The organism is Achromobacter seleniivolatilans (assembly GCF_030864005.1).
Lineage (GTDB): Bacteria > Pseudomonadota > Gammaproteobacteria > Burkholderiales > Burkholderiaceae_B > Achromobacter > Achromobacter seleniivolatilans.
Map to the genome: position 1 here is coordinate 2,885,413 of NZ_CP132976.1, position 19,279 is coordinate 2,904,691.

Genomic DNA, 19,279 nt, shown 5'->3' on the forward strand with positions numbered 1-19,279 from the left:
CCGGGCGCACCGCGCACGGCAATCTCGCGTTTCAAGCAGGCTCACGCACCGGCAGCGTCAACAGCCCGGTGTGATAGTCGTAGCCGTAGATTTCGCCGTAGCGACCCCACTCGACTGCAATCTTCAACACCCGTTCGGCCTCGTCGGGTTTCAAGAATTCTTCCAGCGAGTCCAGGAAGTTCTTTTCGGGCAAGGCGCCGGTGGGTTCTTGTTCCAGACTATGGCGAATGTGTGCCGCCAGCGGCACATGTGCCAGCAATTGACGCCCGAAGATGGCTTGCTTCTGCCCCTGTTCGGCCACCACGTAACGCTGGCCCAACGGAGTCAGGAAGATGTCGCCCCGGTCCAACTGGGCCAAGCCGAACAAGCCGAGGGCTTCGCAGGCCGGCAGCAAGTCGTCATCCGAGATTTCAGCCTCTTCGGCCAGTTTGGGCAAGTCCGCCCGGCCATTGAACGGCGCTTCGGACAGCACGTCCAGCACCCCTTCCATGCGTTCGACCTCGGTCTGCGGGAACCGGTAGCCCAGGCCTTGCTGACGCGGAGTCGGCACGCCGTGCGCGGGCCGCATCGTCATCAACGCGTAGACCTCGTCGATCAACGCCCGGACCTGCGGCGAATCCGCGTTGCGCGGGCGCGGCAGTCCGATCATGACCTGGCTGCGAACGCGGCCGGGATCGCTGTCGAACACAATGATGCGGTCGGCCATCATGACGGCTTCTTCAATATTGTGCGAGACGATCAGGATGCCCTTGGTGGAGATGCGGCTTTCGTCCCACAGCTCCAGCATGTCGTCGCGCAGCGTTTCGCCGGTCAGCACATCCAACGCCGAGAACGCCTCGTCCATCAGCAGCACGTCGGGGTTCATGACCAGCGCACGCGCGATCCCTACGCGCTGGCGCATCCCGCCGGATAGTTCTCGCGGCAAGGCGCCGCCAAAACCGCCCAGGCCGATCAGATCCAGCACGGCATCCGCCCGCTTGGCGCGTTCAGCCGATGGCACGCCTTGGGCTTCCAGCCCCAGCTCAACGTTTTGCTGGGCGGTCAGCCACGGAAACAGCGCGAAAGACTGGAACACCATGGCAATGCCTGCGGCGGGACCATAGACCGGCTGGCCACGGTAATTGACCGTGCCCTGGTCGGCATTGACCAGTCCGGCCATGATGCGCAGCAAGGTGGATTTGCCCGAACCGGACTTGCCCAGCAGGGCGACGATCTCGCCCTCTTTCAGGGTGAAGTCCACGTGTTCCAGGACGTGCCGCGCCGTGCCATCAGCGGCGCGAAAAGACTTGCCGACGTCGTGCAGTTCAATCAGCAGGTTGGAATTCATAACAACTCCTAGCGGCCGCGGTCTTCGGCCAGTAGATAGAGCTTGCGCCAGAAAAATCGATTCAACAGCATCACGAACACGCACATCACTCCGATGCCCAGCGCAATGCGATGGAAGTCGCCCTGTTCGGTCATTTGCTTGATATAGCTGCCCAGACCGTCGGCAACCAACGAGGTCTTGCCCCAGGAAACGTACTCGGCCACGATGCTGGCGTTCCAGGACCCTCCGCTTGCGGTAATGGCGCCCGTGATGAAGCTGGGGAATACCGCTGGCAGGTACACACGGCGCCAGCGCAACCAGCCTTTCAAACCCAGGTTATCCGCCGCCAATCGCAGCTCATTGGGAATGGTGGAGGCGCCCGCGACCACGTTGAACAGGATGTACCACTGGGTCCCGAAGATAATCAGCGGGCTCAACCAGATGTTGGGATTGAGCTGCCAGGCAACCATGACGTAAACCACGGCGGGAAACAGCAGGTTGACGGGAAACGCCGCCAGAAACTGCGCCACCGCCTGCACGCGCTGCGAATACCGGGGCCGCAGGCCAATCCAGACCGCAATCGGCACCCAGACCAGCGAGGCCAGAGCAATGAGCAACATGACGCGGACCAGCGTGATGCCGCCCAGGCCAAGCACGTGCAGCACCTCGCCCCAACCCACATCTTCGTGGACGAACAGCACCAGTTTGTAAGTGGCCAACAGGGCCGCCGCGGCCAGCACCGCGTCCCAGACGCGCGTCCAGCGGGGATCAGGCGCCTTGGCACGGGCGCGAATCGAGGTGCCGTCGTACGACACGCTGAACCAGCCCAGCGCGCTGCGCATGCGCGCCCAGAACCAATTGGAGACGGCCTGCATCCAGCGGCTGCGCCGCGTCCAATCGAGCAACCAGGATTGTTGGGCGGCGTCACCCTGCGATTCTTCGAAACGGAACTTGTCTGCCCAGGCCAGCAGCGGGCGAAAGAACAATTGGTCGTACAGCAGGATGCCCGCCATCATGGCGCCGATCGCCCAGGCAATGGCGTGGCCGTCTTCGGCTTCGATGGCGACCGCAATATAGGAACCGATGCCGGGCAGCTTGATGTCCTGCCCCGCCACCGAAATCGCTTCAGCCGCCACCAGGAAGAACCAGCCGCCGGACATGGACATCATCATGTTCCAGAGCAGCCCCGGCGTAGCGTAGGGCAGTTCCAGCCGCCAGAACCGTTGCCAGCCCGACAGCCGGAAAATGCGCGCGGCTTCATGCAGTTCGGCCGGCACGGTTCGCATGGACTGATACAGGCTGAACGCCATGTTCCAGGCCTGGGAAGTAAAGATGGCGAATATTGCCGCGCATTCCACCCCCAGCAGATTGCCCGGGAACAGCGCGATGAACGGCGCAATGGCAATAGCCTGAAAACCCAGGATGGGGACGGACTGAAGGATGTCCAGCATGGGAATCATCGCCTTCTCAGCCGTCCGGTACTTGGCGGCGATGGCGGCGAACACAAAGCTGAAGATCAACGAAAAACCCAGCGCCGTGAACATCCGGAGGATGGTGCGCAACAGGTAGTACGGAAGGTAGACCGGGTCCAGAGAGATGGGGAGGTCTTCTCCCACCAGGAACGGCCGGCTCATCTGGGAAGCGCCGTAGGCCATAACGGCCAGGACCCCCAGCACCAGAGGTAATAACGCCCAATCCCAGCGGTTGGGGGTAGAACGGGAACCGGATTTAGGGCGGGTCCGGGTGCTGAATAGCTCGAACATGGCGGCGATGTTCCGTAGCGCGTTGGGGGAGGCCAGCGAATTGGAGCATAACGAGATGACGGCGGTCTGAACGGCTATTGTGGTTAGTTTTTGACGGCTTTTGCGATTTGGGCTTTTTTCGAGTGAATGGGTGCTTTGCACCCATTCACATACGAGGTATTAAGAAACACAAACGTGATTAGCGCTTCAAAGACTCCCAGCTCTTCATCAAGCGTTTCACCGACACCGGCATCGGTGTCCTTAGCTCTTGCGCAAACAACGCCACCCGCAGCTCTTCCAAGAGCCAACGGAACTCATCCAACCGGGGGTCCGCCGCCCCTTTCAGCGCCACTCTGGCCCGTTGATACTGCGTAACCAGCGGCGCCATCTCCGCCACCAGCTTGGCGTCCCGAGCGGGGTCAGCCCGCAGTTTGTCGATACGCGCCACCACCGCCTTCAGATACCGAGGATAGTGAGCCAGCTGCGTATACGGCGTGTCGCGGATGAACCACTTGGGCATCAATGCGCCCAATTGCTGCTGCAAGTCTGCGTAGGCAGTCGCGTGCGGCTTGGCTTGCGGCAGCTTGCGTTGCACGGCCGCGTACTCGGTCAGCACCGCACCGGCCAGTCTGGCGACTTCTTGCGCCAGCAGACCCAGACGGCCCTTGCCTTCCGCGCGGCGGGCTTCAAATTGCTGTTCGTTGACCGGCCAGGGTTCCCCCAGGCACGCTTGTCCCAGCGCGCAATCGATGATCTGGTCGCGCAACTCTTCCTGCGTGCCCAGCGTCATGTACAGCATGCTGATCTTGGTCAGGTCGGTCAGGTTCTTTTCCAGGAACTTGACCTGCTCTCGGAGCCCCAGGCGGAACAATTTCAACAGACCCGCGCGATGATGCTTGCGCGCTTCGTCCGGGTCATCGAACACATCCAGGTCGCAGTGCGCGCCGCGATCCACCAGGGCCGGATAGCCGATGACGGACTGGCCGCGCCGCTTGATCTCCATGATCTCGGGCAGTGGACCGAAGGACCAGGACGTCAGGTTTTCGTGCGCCAGCGCCTGGGCAACCTGCGTATCGCTGGCCGCCAATTGCTGGAACGTCGCCTGCGCTTGCTTGCCGAACTCTGCGCGCAGTTGCGCCAGATTGCGCCCGGCGGCGAGCATGCGGCCATGTTCGTCGACCACCCGGAAATTCATGAATAGATGGGCGGGCAAGGTCTCAAGCTTGAAGTCGCCCACGGCAGGACGCACCTGCACCTGATCCCACATGTCGGCAATGATCGCATCCACCAGGCCTTGCTGCGGGTCCGACTGCCGTTCAAACCAGCGGTCGTAGAAACCGGCCGCATAGTCGGGCAGCGGCACGCAATGGCGGCGCAGCTTTTGCGGCAGCGATTTCAGCAGCAGGTGCACTTTTTCCTTCAGCATGCCGGGCACCAGCCACTCGCAGCGGTCCGGGTCGATCTGATTCAGGGCGAACAAGGGCACCGACAGCGTCACGCCATCGCGAGGCGAGCCGGGTTCGAAGTGGTAGTCCAGCGCCATGGACACGCCCTGCCATTCCACCTTCTTGGGAAAGACATCGGTCGTGACACCGGCCGCTTCGTGCCGCATCAGCTCATCGCGGGTCAGCATCAGCTTGGCGGCGGACGCTTTGTCCAGACCGGACACCCACTTTTCCAGCGACGCCGTCTGCGAGATATCGGCAGGCAACTGGCGGTCATAGAAAGCGTGAATCAGTTCGTCGTCGACCAGAATGTCCGGGCGGCGCGTCTGATGCTCCAGCTTTTCAATCCCCGCGATCAGCTTGCGGTTGTGCGCAACAAACGCCAGGCGAGTGTCGATGTCGCCTGGAACCAGGGCCTGGCGAATGAACAGTTCGCGCGCGTGCGTGGGATTCACGCGCCCGTAGTGGATGCGCCGACCGGTATAGATGGTCAGCCCGTACAAGGTGGCGCGTTCATTGGCCACCACCTGTCCGGCCTTCTTTTCCCAGCGCGGGTCGGACCAATTCTTGCGGATCAGGTGGGCGCCCACCTTTTCCAGCCACACCGGGTCAATGCGCGCCACGCACCGCGCGTACAGGCGCGTGGTTTCGACCAGTTCGGCCGCCATGATCCAGCGCCCCGCTTTCTTCACCAGGCGGGAACCCGGATGAATGTGGAAACGGATCTCGCGGGCGCCCTGGTAGTGGCCGCCCTCGTCGCTCTTGAAACCAATATTGCCCAACAGCCCCGATAACAGGGCCAGATGCAGCTGTTCGTACGTGGCTTCGGTCTGATTGACGCGCCAGCCCTGCTCCCCCACCAGCGCGGCCAGTTGCGTGTGCACGTCATGCCACTCGCGCAGACGGATGGGCGACAGGAAGTTCTGCCGCAACAGATTCACCAGCTTGCGCTGGGACGCTTTGTGCTGCACCTGTTCGCCATACCAGCGCCACAGCTTCAGGAAGGAAATGAATTCGGACTTGTCATCAGCGAACTTGGCGTGCGCGGCCTCGGCGGCCTCGCGTTCCTGCATGGGGCGATCGCGCGCATCCTGCACCGACAGCGCCGACGCAATGATCAACATTTCGGCCAGGCAGTGGTGTTCGCGCGCGGCCAGAATCATGCGGCCGATCCGCGGGTCTACCGGCAGCTTGGCCAGTTCATGACCCGTCTCAGTCAGCACAAAGGACGCGCCGGTGCGCGTGCCTTCCGCTTCATCTTCGTCGGAAGACGCCAGATCAATCGCGCCCAGCTCTTGCAACAGGTGATAGCCGTCGGCCACGGCGCGCCCAGGCGGCGCCTCGACAAACGGAAACTGCTCGATATCGTCCAGCTTCAGCGACTTCATCCGCAGGATGACGGACGCCAGCGACGAGCGCAGCACTTCCGGGTCGGTAAACGCGGCGCGGTTGTTGAAGTCCAGCTCGTCATAGAGCCGGATGCAGACGCCCGGCCCGATCCGGCCGCAACGGCCGGCGCGCTGGTTGGCCGAGGCGCGGCTGATCGGTTCGATCCGCAGCTGCTCGACCTTGTTGCGCCACGAATAGCGTTTGATGCGCGCCAGCCCGCTATCAACCACGAACCGGATGCCGGGCACGGTCAGCGACGTTTCCGCCACGTTGGTGGCCAGCACAATGCGCCGCGCATTGGTGCGCGGATGAAATATCTGCTCTTGCTCCGCCTGCGACAGGCGGGCATACAAGGGCAGCACTTCGGTGCCAGCAGGGTGGCGCTTGCGCAGCGCCTCGGCCGACTCCCGGATCTCGCGTTCGCCGGGCAGAAAAACCAGAACGTCGCCAGGACCGTGCCGGGCGCACTCGTCTACGGCGTCGACGATGGCATCGATCAGGTCGCGCTCTTCGTCGCCCGACATGCGTTCCCGGTCGCGGCCCGCTTTGGCGGCGGGCGCGGCGGCGTCTTCAGCCAGTTCTTCGCGCACGGGCCGGTAGCGGACTTCGACGGGATACAGGCGTCCGGACACCTCGATCACAGGCGCCAGCTTGTCCTCGGATGCGCCAAAGTGGCGTGCGAACCGCTCGGCGTCGATCGTGGCCGAGGTGATGATCAGCTTCAGGTCCGGGCGCCGCGGCAGCAGCTGCTTTAGGTAGCCCAGCAGAAAATCGATGTTCAGGCTGCGTTCGTGCGCCTCATCGATGATGATCGTGTCGTAGCGGCGCAATAGCGGATCGCGTTGCGACTCGGCCAGCAGGATGCCGTCGGTCATCAGCTTGATGGATGCGTTGGGGCCCGTGCGATCGTTAAACCGCACCTGGTAACCCACCACTTCACCCAGCGGCGTATTCAGTTCTTCTGCGATGCGCTTGGCCACCGAGGTCGCGGCCAGACGGCGCGGCTGGGTGTGGCCGATCATCTTCTGACGGCCACGGCCCAGTTCCAGACAGATCTTGGGTAGCTGAGTGGTCTTACCTGAGCCGGTTTCGCCGCTGACAATCACGACCTGATGGCCAGCGATGGCGCGCGCGATCTCCTGCCGCCGCGTGCTGACGGGCAGGTCTTCGGGGTAGGTCACCACGGGAATGGGCCGCTCGGGGCGGGGGGGCCGGCGGGCGGCCGGGGCAGCTGCGGCGGCGGCTGGAGCCGCCGGGGAAGCCGCCTTGGGCGCCCGCGGGCGGGAGGATTCAGGCATGTACGATAGTCCGGTTAGCCCGGCATTATAAATTTCTACGGCCCCCCTGCCTGGGCGGCTGTATGAAAGTGATGAAATCTGGCACCAAATAAGGGTGTTATTCCGCCTGCGTCCGCCCCCGACGGTCATATAATTTCGCCACGCCGTCTGGTGACGGCGCTATGACGCGGCAGAGCGCCGCGTTTTTACCGACTCTCAGGAACCCCTCCAATCATCATGCCCGACCTGGAACCAGACACCGTATCCGCCCTTGAAGCCCCCGAATTCGCACCCGCCCAGTTCGTCCGATGGTTCCGGGACGTGGCGCCGTATGTGCACGCATTCCGAGGTAAGACCTTTGTGGTGGCGTTTGGCGGTGAACTGGTGCAAGCGGGCGCGCTCAATGCGCTGGTGCAGGATCTGTCGCTGCTGTCTTCGCTGGGTATCCGGCTGGTGCTGGTCCATGGATCGCGCCCGCAGGTCAATGAGCAACTGCGCTTGAAAGGTTTCACGCAGCAATTCGACCGTGGCCTGGCCCCCACCGACGCCGCCGCGCTGGAATGCGCCAAAGAAGCCGCCGGCGAAATCCGCCTGGATATCGAGGCCGCGTTCAGCCAGGGGTTGCCCAATACGCCGATGTCGCACGCGCACATCCGCGTGATCTCGGGCAACTTCGTCACCGCGCGTCCCACGGGCGTGCTGGATGGCGTGGACTACAAGCACACCGGCCAAGTGCGCAAGATCGACATTGACGCGCTGAAGTTCGCCATTGAAAAAGGCTCGTCGGTGGTGCTGCTGTCGCCGCTGGGCTTTTCACCTACCGGCGACGCATTCAATCTGGCCATGGAAGACCTGGCCACCAGTGTGGCGGTGGCGCTGCGCGCCGAGAAGCTGATTTTCCTGTCTACTTCCCAAGGCGTGCTGAACGAAGATGGCACGCTGGACACCGAGCTGGCGCGCGTGGACGCTGACGCCCTGCTCGCAATCGGCGAACTGGACGAAGAAACTCACGCGTTTCTTCAATATTCGTCGCTGGCGGTCAAGCGCGGTGTGGCACGCGCCCACCTGCTGCCGTTTGAGCTGGATGGCAGCGTGCTGCTGGAAATCTTCACCCACGATGGCGTGGGCACGATGGTCGTGGAAGACACGCTGGACGACCTGCGCGCCGCCACGATCGACGACGTGGGCGCCATTCTCAGCCTGATTGAACCGCTGGAAGCCGACGGCACCCTGGTGCCGCGACCGCGCAGCGTGATTGAACGAGACGTGGAAAACTTCACCGTGCTGGAGCACGATGGCGTCATCTACGGTTGCGCGGCGCTGCACACGTTTGCCGACGAGCAAATGGCTGAAATGGCCTGCCTGATCGTGCATCCCGAATGGCAGGGATCGGGCGAAGGCGAAATTCTGCTGCGCCACATGGAATCACGCGCACGTGCCACGGGCGCCAAGCGTCTGTTCGTGCTGACCACCCGCACGTCGCACTGGTTCATGAAGCGCGGCTTTGTGCAGGGCGGCATCGCCGACCTGCCGCGTGAAAAGCAAAACCACTACAACCGCTCGCGCAACAGCCTGGTCTTCATCAAGAAACTGTAAGCGCCACGCCCGCGTCAGCCCCTAACCGCAGGGTCTGAAGGGGCTTGGCGGCCTGTATCCGCCAAGCCCGCTAAAATACGCCGTTATCTATCTTTCCGGCAGCGAACCATGTCCCGTACCGTCAACTGTGTGAAATTGAAGCGTGAAGCCGAAGGGCTGGAATTTCCGCCCTACCCCGGCGAACTCGGCACCAAGATCTGGCAGAGCATTTCCAAGGAAGCTTGGGAAGAATGGAAGGCCATCCAAACGCGCCTGGTGAATGAAAACCGCCTGAACCTGGCCGACGCGCGTGCCCGCAAGTACTTGAAAGAACAGATGGAACGCTTTCTGTTCGAAGACGGCACCGTGGAAGCCAACGGCTACGTGCCCCCGTCGGCCTGAACCGGCGGCGTCTGAGCCTTCGGCATCCGGCGTTCTCCAACAAGGCCCCTCGCCCGCGAGGGGCCTCGTTTTTTTGGACGCTTACGCCTTGCCGCAGCGATATGGCGCCAATCTGGCCTTAAGATTCAAAGTTTGCTGGCCGTATTAACGCTGTCATGAAAGAAGAATCGCGCTCGCCCATTCCTGCCGACCCGCCGTCGTCCATCCAGCGCGCCCTGTCGATCGCCCCTGATCGCAAGACAGGCACGCTTCACGACGTAAAGCATGTCGTCATCCTGATGCAGGAAAACCGGTCCTTCGACCATTATTTCGGCACGCTGCCCGGCGTACGTGGCTTTGCCGACCCGCACCCCGCGCCCACCGCCGCCGGCAATGTGCTGACGCAAGCGGACGGCGCCGTGCGATGCCGCCCCTACGCGCTGCAAATGGAATACGCCAGCGGCACGCCAGTAGGCTACATCACGCCGCATACCTGGGACGACGCGCAGCGCGCCTGGAATGACGGCCGCATGGACCAGTGGCTGCCTGCAAAAGGCCGGCTGGGCATGGGCGCCTACGATGGCGCGGATGTGCCGTTTCAGACCGCGCTGGCCAATGCCTTCACACTGTGCGATGCCTACCACTGCGCGCTGCACGCGGGCACCAATCCGAACCGGCTCTTCCTGTGGACCGGCACGAATGACCCCGAGGGTCTGGCCGGAGGGCCTGCGCTGGTCAACCATTACGACCGCCTGGGACCCGCCACTGAAGGATATGCCTGGACGACCTATCCCGAGCGCCTGCAGGACGCGGACGTGGATTGGCGCATCTACCAGGACATGGCCGACAACTTCAACGACAACCCGCTAGCTGGCTTTCAGCAATACCGCCGACAGCACGCCAGCCAAGCCGCCGCCGCCCCGTTGCGCGATCGCGGCCTGTCCACCTGCACATTGGACGATTTGGCGCGAGACGTCACCGAAGGGCGGCTGCCGCAGGTCTCGTGGATCATCGCGCCCACGGCTGACTCCGAACATCCGGAAGTCTCGTCGCCCCGGCAAGGCGGCGCCTACGCCGAGCGCGTGCTGGACATTCTGACGAGCAACCCCGAGGTGTGGAGCCGCTGCGTCTTCCTGGTCACCTACGACGAGAACGACTGTTTCTTCGACCACATGCCGCCACCGGCGCCGCCCGCCCGCCAATCTGACGGCCAATCGGGCGGACTGTCCACGGTAGAGCTGGACGGCGAATATCACGACGCCCGGCATGGCCGCAGCGCCGCCACGCTCGAAGATCCCGCCAGCCTGCACGGCCGGGCATTCGGCATGGGGCCGCGCGTGCCGATGCTGGTGGTCTCCCCCTGGAGCCGCGGCGGCTGGGTGAATTCGCAAGTGTTCGACCACACATCCGTGATTCGCTTTCTGGAAGCCCGCTTCGGCGTGGCCGAACCCAATATCAGCCCGTGGCGCCGCGCCGTGGCCGGCGACCTGACGTCTGCCTTCGATTTTTCGGGAGACCGTTGCTCGCACCATGCGGACAGCAACCGGCACAGTTGCCCCCTGCCCTATGCGCTGGAAGCCGTGGGCCGCATGACAGCCGACGGCGAGCATTACCGCCTGACACTGCGTAATCCTGGCAGCGCGGGCGCCGTGCTGCATGTGTACAACCGGCTGGACCTGAGCCGCGCGCCCCGGCGCTACACCGTGGGCGCTGGCGCGCGCTTGGACGACGGCTGGCGCTTAGGCCAACAAGGCGCCTATGACTTGTGGCTGTTGGGGCCTGATGGCTTTCACAGGCAATTCCGCGGCGACTCGCGTGATGCAGGCATGCTGGAAGCCCAGCTCGTGCCGGTCACATCGGGCCTGCGCGTGCGCCTGATCAATCACAGCGACACCCCGCAACCCGTCAAGCTGGAATCTCGCATGAATGATGGCTGGCAAGCCATGGCGCATGTGCAAGCTGGCGGTGCGCTGGAACTCAAGCACACGGGTTGCGAAGGCTGGTATGACCTGGAAATCACCGCGCCCGGCATGCCTGCCTTTGGACGGCGGTTGGCCGGCCGCATTGACGCCGGTAAATCCGGCGTGCCGGACCCCCGCTTGTGCCAGGGTGCAAAGCTGCCGCTGTAGCATCACTCTCCAAACAAAAAACCCCAGTGCGTGGCAAACGCATCTGGGGTTTTTTATCGTTCAACCGCCGTGGCGATCCAGGCGTATCAGTGGTCCTGAGGCTCTTCTTCGCCCTCATCACCGCGCGCCAGGCGCTCGGTGTTCTTCACGCCGGTATGACGCACGTCGGCGCCCTTGACCATGTAGATCACGCGTTCGGACATGTTCTTGGCGTGATCGCCAATGCGTTCCAGCGCGCGCGCGATGAAGATCATGTCGATGGCGCGCGAAATGGTACGCGGGTCTTCGATCATGTAGGTGATCAGGTGACGCAGCGCGCCCTTCCATTCCTTGTCCACTTCCTTGTCGCTACGCACCACGGCAGCGGCCTGGATGGGGTCAAGGCGGGCAAACGCGTCCAGCGCCTGATGCAGCATGGTGCGCACATTGGCGGCCATGTGGCGCAGTTCGATCACCGGGATGTGACGCAGTTCGGCTTCGTGGATGCGGCGGGCGACGGTGGCGACCTTCTCGGCTTCGTCGCCGGAACGTTCCATGTCGGTCAGCATCTTCGACACAGCCATCAGCATGCGCAGATCGATGGCGGTGGGCTGGTGCCGGGCCAGGATGCGGCTGATGCTTTCGTCGATCTCGACTTCGTGCCGGTTGACTTCTTTTTCACGCTCGCGAACTTTCTCAACCAGCGTTAAATCGCCGGTTGCCAGCGCGTCGATGGCTTCCTGGATCATGGCTTCCACCAAGCCGCCCATTTGCAAGAACTGCGAACGGACGCTTTCCAGATCGGCGTCGAACTGCTTGTTTGTATGCTCCGTCATCCGGGCTCCCTGCGTGGTTGATCTCATTGCATTGCCCCGAAATATGAGAGTTACAAGATGGGACTGCACAACCGGCAAGGTTATGACCCAAGTGTGACAGGATTATGAATCGAGGCCCCGCCGCCCGCAAGACGGGACGGCGGCCGCAAGACGCGGGCCGCGCGCGATGCGATTTATGCCGCGCGATCCAGCCGGCGGATACCGTTCTGGGTTGCCAGCAGCGCCACATCGGCCCCCGCCAGCGCGAACAAACCGCAAGTGACCACACCTGGCAGGTTGTTCACCAGGGCCTCAAAACCTCGCGCGTCGGTGATAGCCAGACCCGACACGTCCAGGATGATGTTGCCATTATCAGTGATAAAGCCATCGCGCAGACGCGGCTGGCCGCCCAACGCCGTCAAAGCACGGCTCACGGACTCTCGCGCCATCGGAATTACTTCCAAGGGCAGCGGGAATTTGCCCAGTGTCTGGACCAGTTTGGATTCGTCGGCGATGCAGATGAAGCGCTCGGCCACCGAGGCCACGATCTTCTCGCGCGTCAGCGCCCCGCCGCCGCCCTTGATCATATGCAGATTGGCGTCAATTTCATCGGCGCCGTCGACATAGATGGGCATCGTCGCCACATCATTCAGGTCCAGCACTTTCAGGCCGTGGCCAGCCAGGCGGGCAGCGCTGCGCTCGGAGCTGGCAACCGTGCCGCCGATACGGCCCTTGAAACGCGCCAGGCCATCGATGAACAAATCAGCCGTGGAGCCAGTGCCCACGCCGATGATGACATCCGGGCCTGCGACCTGTTCAACGAATTCCAGGGCGGCGTCGGCGGCTTGTTGCTTAAGTTCTTGCTGGGAGAGCATGGCGGTGAAAGTGCGGGAAGGTTGTCTAAGCCGGGAAATTTAGCATGCGGCGGCCGCAGGCCACGCGCGCGAAAGAATCGCTTGCGTGTCCACACCGGCAGCGAGCTCGCCGAACACCCCGCCGTCCGGTTGCAAACGGCTGCTGACGAACGCCTGGGCGACGGTGCCCGGGGCATGTTGGATCAGCAAGGCGGCCTGCCACAAACGCGCCAGACCACAGGCGATCCGGCGAGCCTGGAATTCCGCCTGGGCGCTATCGGCCAGCAGGGCCCGCCATCGCGCGACTGCTTCGTCAAACACGCGGTGCTGGCCGGCCGCCTGCGCAAACTCCTGTTCCAGCGCAGGCAATGCCTCGGGTTCACGCTGCAAGGCGCGCAACACGTCCAGCGCCATGACGTTGCCCGACCCTTCCCAGATGGAGTTCACCGGCGTTTCCCGATAAAGGCGCGGCATCGGCCCTTCTTCCACGTAGCCGTTGCCCCCCCAAACTTCCATGCACTCGGCCACGGCGCTGATCGCACGCTTGCAAATCCACAACTTGGCAGCGGGCGTGCCTACACGCACCAGGGCACGGGTCGCGGCGTCAGCGCGCGCGTCGACCGCACGCGCCAGCCGCAACGCCAGGACCATGGCAGCCTCGCTTTCCAGCGCCAGATCGGCCAATACGTTGCGCATCAGCGGCTGCTCGATCAGCGGTTTGCCAAAAGCATGACGATGCCGCGCATGATGGATGGACTGAACCAGCGCCTGCCGCAGCAGCGCGGCGCTGCCCAGCACGCAATCCAGACGCGTGGTGGCCGCCATTTCAAGCAAGACCGCCAGCCCACGGCCTGGATCGCCCACCATGACGCCCCAGGCAGCCTCGAATTCGACCTCGGCGCTGGCATTGCTGCGGTTGCCCAGTTTGTCTTTCAAGCGGCGTATGCGGATGGCATTACGCGGCCCGTCTGGAATCCAGCGCGGCACGAAAAAGCAGCTGAGACCCTCGTCCGTCTGCGCCAGCACCAGGTGTGCATCCGCCTGCGGCACGGAGAAGAACCATTTGTGCCCCACCAACTGATACGCGCAGCCGCGGCCCGGCGTGCCCAGCGGGACAGCGCGCGTGTTGACCGCACGCAGGTCGGAACCGCCCTGTTTTTCGGTCAGGCCCATACCGATCAAGGCGCTGCGTTTAATGGATAGCGGCGCGTCGGCGCTATCGAATTCCCGTGAATACAACGCGGGCAACCATTGCCCGGCAAAGTCCACGGCCCCAGCCGGTTCGCGCTGCAACAGCGGCACGGCGGCAAATGTCATCGTGGTGGGGCACAGCGTCCCGGCCTCGACCTGGCCCTGCATCAAATAGGCTGCTGCGCGCGCCACTTGCGCCCCCGGCACCGGCTGCGCCCACGCGCGGCTGTGCAGGCCGCGCGACACAATGCCGCTCATCAGCAGGTTCCAGGACGGATGGAATTCCACATGGTCAATGCGGTGACCCCCGGGGTCATAGCAGATCAGGCGGGGCGGGCAACGGTTTGCTTCGGCGCCCGCCGCCAAGGTTTGCGCGCGGCCCAGCCAGGCGCCGTGCGCGGCCAAATCCCCATCCCAAGCCTCGGCGCCTTCGCGCCTTATGGCCTCCCGCAAGGCGGGGTCCGAGACATACAGGGAATAGTCTTCCAGGGGCGGAACCTGATTTTGCACGGTATGCGTCGCAAACGAAGACATGACTGCTCCCTGGAAAAAACGCCCCGGCGTGTGCCGCCCCTTTGCCGCTACCGGGCCATCGGCGCCACCAGCGCCCACGGCCGCAATATCTCTACCTGCGCCGCCAATTCCAAGAGCAGGGCCTCGCTGCCCAACGGGCCCATGACCTGGATGCCGATGGGCAGGCCATCGGACGACATGCCAAAGGGAATGGAGATGGCGGGCATGCCCGTCAGGTTGGCCAACGGCGCAAATGGTGAATAGCCGATCACACCCTTCTTGCCCAGACGGTAGGCCAGGTAGTCGGCGTTGTCCATGGCATAGCGGCCGATTGCGGCGGGCGGCAAGGCCAGGACCGGGCAGAGGAACAAATCATGGCCCTGAGCGCCGTCCCGATGCAGGAAGCGGCCGATGCGGCGCGTGATCTCATGGCAGGTATCGACGCAAGCCACGTACTGCGCGCCTGAGATTGCCCGGGCGTATTCGCGCGCACCCAAGGTCGTGGGCTGCAATTCGTCGGCGGCCAGACGGCGGCCGCGCGCGGCCACGAAACTATCGATGGCATTGGCCGCAGCGCTGGCGATCAGGGGCAGCATGGGCGAGAGCACTTCCTCGGAGCCCACCGGCGGCGCCGCCGGCACCAGCTCATGTCCCAGCGCGGCGAAGAAGCGAGCCGCTTCGTCCACCGTGGCCGCCACTTCAGGATGAATGGCGGCGCCTTCGTACGTGGTGTTGATGAATGCGATACGGCGGCGCGCGGCGGCATGCGGATCGGCTGCGACCCGAGCCACGACGGCACGGTAGGAATCCTTGGGCAGGGCGGGCGCCGCATACGGCGCGCCCACATCGGCGCCCGCGCTGATATCCAGTGACGCCGCGCAATCGCGCACCGACAGGGTCATCATGTGTTCCGTCGCCAGGCCGCCCCACCCTTCGCCTTTGAGCGGACCCAAGGGCATCAGCCCGCGCGAGGGCTTCAAACCCAGCACACCGCAACACGAGGCCGGAATGCGGATTGAACCGCCGCCGTCGCTGCCATGCGCGATGCGCACCATGCCGCTGGCAAGCGCCGCGCCCGCGCCCCCGCTGGAACCGCCCGCGCTATGGCCGGCCTTCCAGGGGTTTTGCGTGGGGGGACCATAAGCGGGGGACTCGGTAGTGGGGCTCAGGCCCAGCTCCGCGCTGGTGGTACGCCCAAAGGGAATCAGACCGGCACGGCGGTAACGCTTGACGATTTCGGCATCGACGGTCCATTCAACATGGCCATACAACACGGAACCCATGGCGCTGGGCAGGCCAAGCGCGGCTGTTCCCAAGTCTTTCAGCAAAGTGGGCACGCCCAGAAAGGGCCGCGCGTTCAGTTGCGCCAGCCGCGCTTCGGGCGTCAGGGCTGCCAGCTCGTCGTCCAATGCCTGGGCCAGCTGCAAACCGGTTTCGGTCTGCATGCCGCACGCAGCGTTGATCTTGGGATTGCGGGCCGCCACCCTGTCCACCGCCTGCTGCATTGCAGCAAGCGCAGTGGTGACCCCTTGGGCGATATCGGCGCCCAGCGCCGTCGCGTCGAGGGAAGAGGAATCATGGCGTTCAGCGGTGCTCATGCTTACGATGCTCCAGGGTTCGACGGCGAAATGCCGCAACTGCCAGGATATCGACACTCTGAGCGGGCAACAAGCTTGCGCGTGACGGTTGCCCCAATCCGTCAGGACCCGATCGAGTCCGCCGACCGCGCGCCTGGCTCTTCGGCATCATCGTCCGCATCTTCCGCGCCCTCAGCCGCCTCGCCCGTTCCCAGCAGCCGCAGAGCATCAGCTTCGGGAAGCGCTTCGACGCTTTTCAGGTTTTTCAACATGGCGCGGGTGCGTACTTCGGTCTGACCAATCTTATTGCTGGCCGTGTCCAGCGTTTTCTTGACGCTGGCCAGTGACTCGCCAAACTTGCCGAATTCCGTCTTGACCGCCCGCAGCACCTGCCAGACTTCGGAGGACCGCTGCTCAATTGCCAAGGTCCGAAAGCCCATCTGCAAGCTGTTCAGCAAGGCGGCCAGGTTGCTGGGGCCCGCAACGTTGATGCGCAAGTCATGCAGCTTATCCAGCAACCCAGGGCGGCGCAGGACTTCTGCATAAAGGCTTTCGGTAGGCAGAAACATGATGGCAAAGTCGGTGGTGTGGGGCGGCGACACGTACTTGCTGGCGATCAACCGGGCCTGCACCTCCACCGCACGACCCAACGCGGCCCCGGCCGTCTTCACGCCTTCGGCGTCGGCCGCATCCTGGGCGTCCATCAGCCGCTCGTACTCTTCCTTGGGAAACTTGGCGTCTATCGGCAGCCAGACCGGTTCCATCCCGTCACCGCGCCCAGGCAGCCGGATGGCAAATTCGACCACGGCATCGCTACCCGGCACGGGCTTGATGTTGCTGGCGTACTGATCCGGCGTCATGTTGTCTTCAATCAGGCGAGCCAATTGGACTTCACCCCAGGTACCGCGCGACTTCACGTTGGTCAGTACCCGCTTCAAGTCGCCGACGCCCGCCGCCAAGGCCTGCATTTCGCCCAGCCCTTTGTGTACGGCCTCAAGGCGGTCGGACACCAGTTTGAAGGACTCACCCAAGCGTTGCTCAAGCGTCGCGTGGAGCTTTTCATCCACGGTCCGGCGCATCTCGTCCAGTTTGGCGCTGTTGTCAGTCTGCAAGGATTGCAGACGCTGATCGACAGTGGCGCGCACTTCCATCAAGCGGCGCTCATTGATCTGGATGAGCCCCTGCAATTGCTCGCCGAAACCCGCCGCGAAACGGGACAGTGATTCGGCCGATTCCGCGCGCGCAGCCTGCGCATCGCGCGACAGACCGGCTCGCAGTTCGCCATGCGACTGCGACAACTCAACACGCAAACTCCGAGTCGATTCCGCGAATTCAGTGCGCAGGCCCCGTTGACCTTCAGAAATATCCGCACGCAGCGCCCGTTCGGTTCTTTCCAGCGCTTCCAGCAGCGCGTCCAGGCGCGCATCTCGGGCGGGCGGGCGAAAACAGCCGAAGAGTGCCGCCAGGCCAGCCAGCACGGCGCCGCATGCGGCGATCCAAAGCAGAATGTCGTTCAAAAGTAGCTTCTCCAAAGGCGGAATTGTAGGATGCCGCGCGTACGATTTGTTGCGATCGGTCACGAACTATCAGGGATCACCCTAACCGCCGAATGCAACGGGTTTTACACTAAGCGCACCACAAATCGATCCATTCAGTCCCATTGAATTCAGCTGACCTACCCGCCTGTCAGCCCTCGGTGACGTTCCAGTCCGTTTTCGGCCCACTGGACCTCAACGCCGCAGAGCCGCTGGCATCTGGCGGAGACCGCCACATCTTCCAGCATCCCCATACGCCCGCCTTGCTTGTCAAGGTCATGGATATGCGTGCGCGCGCGATCTATCTGGAAGCCCGTCCGTTCAAGCGCTGGTACAAGCAGTACCAACGGGAAAGCGCATACCGCGTCTACCTGAACGAAATCTCGGAATACGTCACGACCACCACACGTCCGTCAGGCATCTGGCAGGTGCCCATGGCGCGCATCGTGGGCGTCGCGCAAACCTCGTTGGGATTGGGCCTGCTGGTCGAAAAAATTACCGACGATGCGGGCAATATTGCCCCCACGGTGGCGGACTTGGCCAAAGCTGGCAAGCTGGATGAGCAGTTATCCATGCAATTGGACGAATTATTCAAGGATCTGGCTGATGCCCACGTCGTGCTGCATGACGTGTCCCCTAGCAACATCGCGTTCGGCAAAAATGCCGATGGCAAGCAGGGGCTGTACCTGATCGATGGTTTTGGGGTGTTGCCGCTGATACCGTTGTATGCCTGGAGCAAGCGGCTGAACCGGTGGCGCATTGGGCGCAAATACAAGGAAATGCGTGAGTCCCTGGATCGGCGCTATTCGCGCACGCCAGCGTAAATTGCCCGGTTTTTTTCCGTCAGGACGCGGCGGGCAACTCCATGCCAGCTAGATCTACCCAGCTGTAGTCCTGTCCAGCGCGCTGCCCGCGCCGCAAAGGATTGCGCGTGCACACAGCGGCGTATCCCGGATCGACGTAGCGATGGTGCAAGTGCTCGTCTCGCCCCAGCGGAATACCCAGGCGTGTCGTGCGGATCAGCGCAGCGGGCGAATCCCCAACATCTTCAACAAAAAGCGCTCCGGCATCGAACCGGCGCGCATCCCAATCCGGCACTTTCAGCCCCAGCGCCCGGCATAGCAGCGTCTGGCCTGCGCACAAGCGGGATGGCGGACGCGGCCGGCCTTGCGCGTCCGGGTTTAGCTGCTGCATACGCGCCAGGGCTTCGGGGCCCGACAGCGAATCTGTCCAAGGGTGGCCGGATTTGATCAGCACGGCATTGCCCGGGCCCGCTGCGCTGAAATTCAACGAGTCGCCGCCTCGGGCGTAATACATGTAGATCACACCGCCATCCATGAACAGCGCGCGGCGCTTCTCGGTGTATCCCAGCGACGCGTGACTGCCCTTCTCTTCCAGGTAGTAGGCTTCGGTTTCGATGATGCGGGCGGACAGCCACAGGCCATCAACCCGGTGCCGGATAACCTTGCCCAATAACTCACGAGCCAGCTGCGACGCATCACGATTAAAAAAGGCATCGGGCAATGCCTGACCGGCGCTGCGCGATACCTGGATGGAAGACGCCATCGCGA

The 19,279-nt window shown here is 63.3% G+C and carries 13 protein-coding genes; 4 read left to right on the forward strand and 9 right to left on the reverse strand.

The genetic code is table 11. From position 1 onward, the window contains the following. Nucleotides 1-31: 31 nt before the first annotated feature. The 3 genes from RAS12_RS12830 to hrpA all read right to left on the reverse strand — a co-directional run bounded on the left by RAS12_RS12830 (nucleotide 32) and on the right by hrpA (nucleotide 7,180). Nucleotides 32-1,327, reverse strand: a complete 1,296-nt coding sequence (locus RAS12_RS12830; RefSeq protein WP_306950110.1) for an ABC transporter ATP-binding protein — start codon at nucleotides 1,325-1,327, stop codon at nucleotides 32-34. An 8-nt stretch (nucleotides 1,328-1,335) separates the two neighbouring features. Continuing rightward, nucleotides 1,336-3,069 carry an ABC transporter permease gene (locus RAS12_RS12835; protein ID WP_306950111.1) on the reverse strand — a complete coding sequence of 578 codons (1,734 nt, stop codon included), beginning with the start codon at nucleotides 3,067-3,069 and terminating at the stop codon, nucleotides 1,336-1,338. Between the two features lie 178 nt (nucleotides 3,070-3,247). Further along, nucleotides 3,248-7,180, reverse strand: coding sequence for an ATP-dependent RNA helicase HrpA (hrpA, locus tag RAS12_RS12840; RefSeq protein ID WP_306950113.1), 3,933 nt, complete (start codon nucleotides 7,178-7,180; stop codon nucleotides 3,248-3,250). Between the two features lie 216 nt (nucleotides 7,181-7,396). On the opposite strand from hrpA, the gene argA reads away from it, so the two are divergent. The 3 genes from argA to RAS12_RS12855 all read left to right on the forward strand — a co-directional run bounded on the left by argA (nucleotide 7,397) and on the right by RAS12_RS12855 (nucleotide 11,244). Then, a complete protein-coding gene (argA, locus tag RAS12_RS12845; protein ID WP_306950115.1) occupies nucleotides 7,397-8,755 on the forward strand; it encodes an amino-acid N-acetyltransferase in 1,359 nt (452 codons plus the stop codon). A gap of 108 nt (nucleotides 8,756-8,863) precedes the next feature. After that, nucleotides 8,864-9,136: an oxidative damage protection protein gene (locus RAS12_RS12850; RefSeq protein ID WP_306950117.1), complete on the forward strand. Its 273-nt coding sequence runs from the start codon at nucleotides 8,864-8,866 to the stop codon at nucleotides 9,134-9,136. Nucleotides 9,137-9,291: 155 nt separating this feature from the next. Beyond that, entirely contained in the window at nucleotides 9,292-11,244 is a 1,953-nt protein-coding gene (locus RAS12_RS12855) for a phosphocholine-specific phospholipase C (RefSeq protein WP_306950119.1), read from the forward strand. Between the two features lie 86 nt (nucleotides 11,245-11,330). Here the strand turns inward: RAS12_RS12855 and phoU are convergent, their stop codons facing one another. The 5 genes from phoU to RAS12_RS12880 all read right to left on the reverse strand — a co-directional run bounded on the left by phoU (nucleotide 11,331) and on the right by RAS12_RS12880 (nucleotide 17,690). Next, nucleotides 11,331-12,059: a phosphate signaling complex protein PhoU gene (gene phoU / locus RAS12_RS12860; RefSeq protein WP_306950121.1), complete on the reverse strand. Its 729-nt coding sequence runs from the start codon at nucleotides 12,057-12,059 to the stop codon at nucleotides 11,331-11,333. 173 nt (nucleotides 12,060-12,232) lie between these two features. Continuing rightward, nucleotides 12,233-12,913: a ribose-5-phosphate isomerase RpiA gene (gene rpiA, locus RAS12_RS12865; RefSeq protein ID WP_306950123.1), complete on the reverse strand. Its 681-nt coding sequence runs from the start codon at nucleotides 12,911-12,913 to the stop codon at nucleotides 12,233-12,235. Between the two features lie 39 nt (nucleotides 12,914-12,952). Continuing rightward, nucleotides 12,953-14,617 carry an isovaleryl-CoA dehydrogenase gene (locus RAS12_RS12870; protein WP_306950124.1) on the reverse strand — a complete coding sequence of 555 codons (1,665 nt, stop codon included), beginning with the start codon at nucleotides 14,615-14,617 and terminating at the stop codon, nucleotides 12,953-12,955. 47 nt (nucleotides 14,618-14,664) lie between these two features. Further along, a complete protein-coding gene (locus tag RAS12_RS12875; RefSeq protein WP_306950126.1) occupies nucleotides 14,665-16,194 on the reverse strand; it encodes an amidase in 1,530 nt (509 codons plus the stop codon). A 101-nt stretch (nucleotides 16,195-16,295) separates the two neighbouring features. Next, nucleotides 16,296-17,690: a DNA recombination protein RmuC gene (locus RAS12_RS12880; protein WP_371321278.1), complete on the reverse strand. Its 1,395-nt coding sequence runs from the start codon at nucleotides 17,688-17,690 to the stop codon at nucleotides 16,296-16,298. A 143-nt stretch (nucleotides 17,691-17,833) separates the two neighbouring features. On the opposite strand from RAS12_RS12880, the gene RAS12_RS12885 reads away from it, so the two are divergent. Next, a complete protein-coding gene (locus RAS12_RS12885; RefSeq protein ID WP_306950127.1) occupies nucleotides 17,834-18,532 on the forward strand; it encodes a PhoP regulatory network YrbL family protein in 699 nt (232 codons plus the stop codon). Between the two features lie 19 nt (nucleotides 18,533-18,551). Here the strand turns inward: RAS12_RS12885 and RAS12_RS12890 are convergent, their stop codons facing one another. After that, nucleotides 18,552-19,274: a DNA-3-methyladenine glycosylase gene (locus RAS12_RS12890; protein ID WP_306950129.1), complete on the reverse strand. Its 723-nt coding sequence runs from the start codon at nucleotides 19,272-19,274 to the stop codon at nucleotides 18,552-18,554. Nucleotides 19,275-19,279: the final 5 nt, after the last annotated feature.

Bases quoted from the DNA above. Each gene is read 5' to 3' on its own strand.
- hrpA (WP_306950113.1), bottom strand. From the start codon at position 7,180: ATGCCTGAATCCTCCCGCCCGCGGGCGCCCAAGGCGGCTTCCCCGGCG.
- RAS12_RS12850 (WP_306950117.1), top strand. From the start codon at position 8,864: ATGTCCCGTACCGTCAACTGTGTGAAATTGAAGCGTGAAGCCGAAGGG.
- RAS12_RS12875 (WP_306950126.1), bottom strand. From the start codon at position 16,194: ATGAGCACCGCTGAACGCCATGATTCCTCTTCCCTCGACGCGACGGCG.
- RAS12_RS12855 (WP_306950119.1), top strand. From the start codon at position 9,292: ATGAAAGAAGAATCGCGCTCGCCCATTCCTGCCGACCCGCCGTCGTCC.
- RAS12_RS12835 (WP_306950111.1), bottom strand. From the start codon at position 3,069: ATGTTCGAGCTATTCAGCACCCGGACCCGCCCTAAATCCGGTTCCCGT.
- RAS12_RS12870 (WP_306950124.1), bottom strand. From the start codon at position 14,617: ATGTCTTCGTTTGCGACGCATACCGTGCAAAATCAGGTTCCGCCCCTG.
- phoU (WP_306950121.1), bottom strand. From the start codon at position 12,059: ATGACGGAGCATACAAACAAGCAGTTCGACGCCGATCTGGAAAGCGTC.
- RAS12_RS12890 (WP_306950129.1), bottom strand. From the start codon at position 19,274: ATGGCGTCTTCCATCCAGGTATCGCGCAGCGCCGGTCAGGCATTGCCC.
- argA (WP_306950115.1), top strand. From the start codon at position 7,397: ATGCCCGACCTGGAACCAGACACCGTATCCGCCCTTGAAGCCCCCGAA.
- RAS12_RS12830 (WP_306950110.1), bottom strand. From the start codon at position 1,327: ATGAATTCCAACCTGCTGATTGAACTGCACGACGTCGGCAAGTCTTTT.
- rpiA (WP_306950123.1), bottom strand. From the start codon at position 12,913: ATGCTCTCCCAGCAAGAACTTAAGCAACAAGCCGCCGACGCCGCCCTG.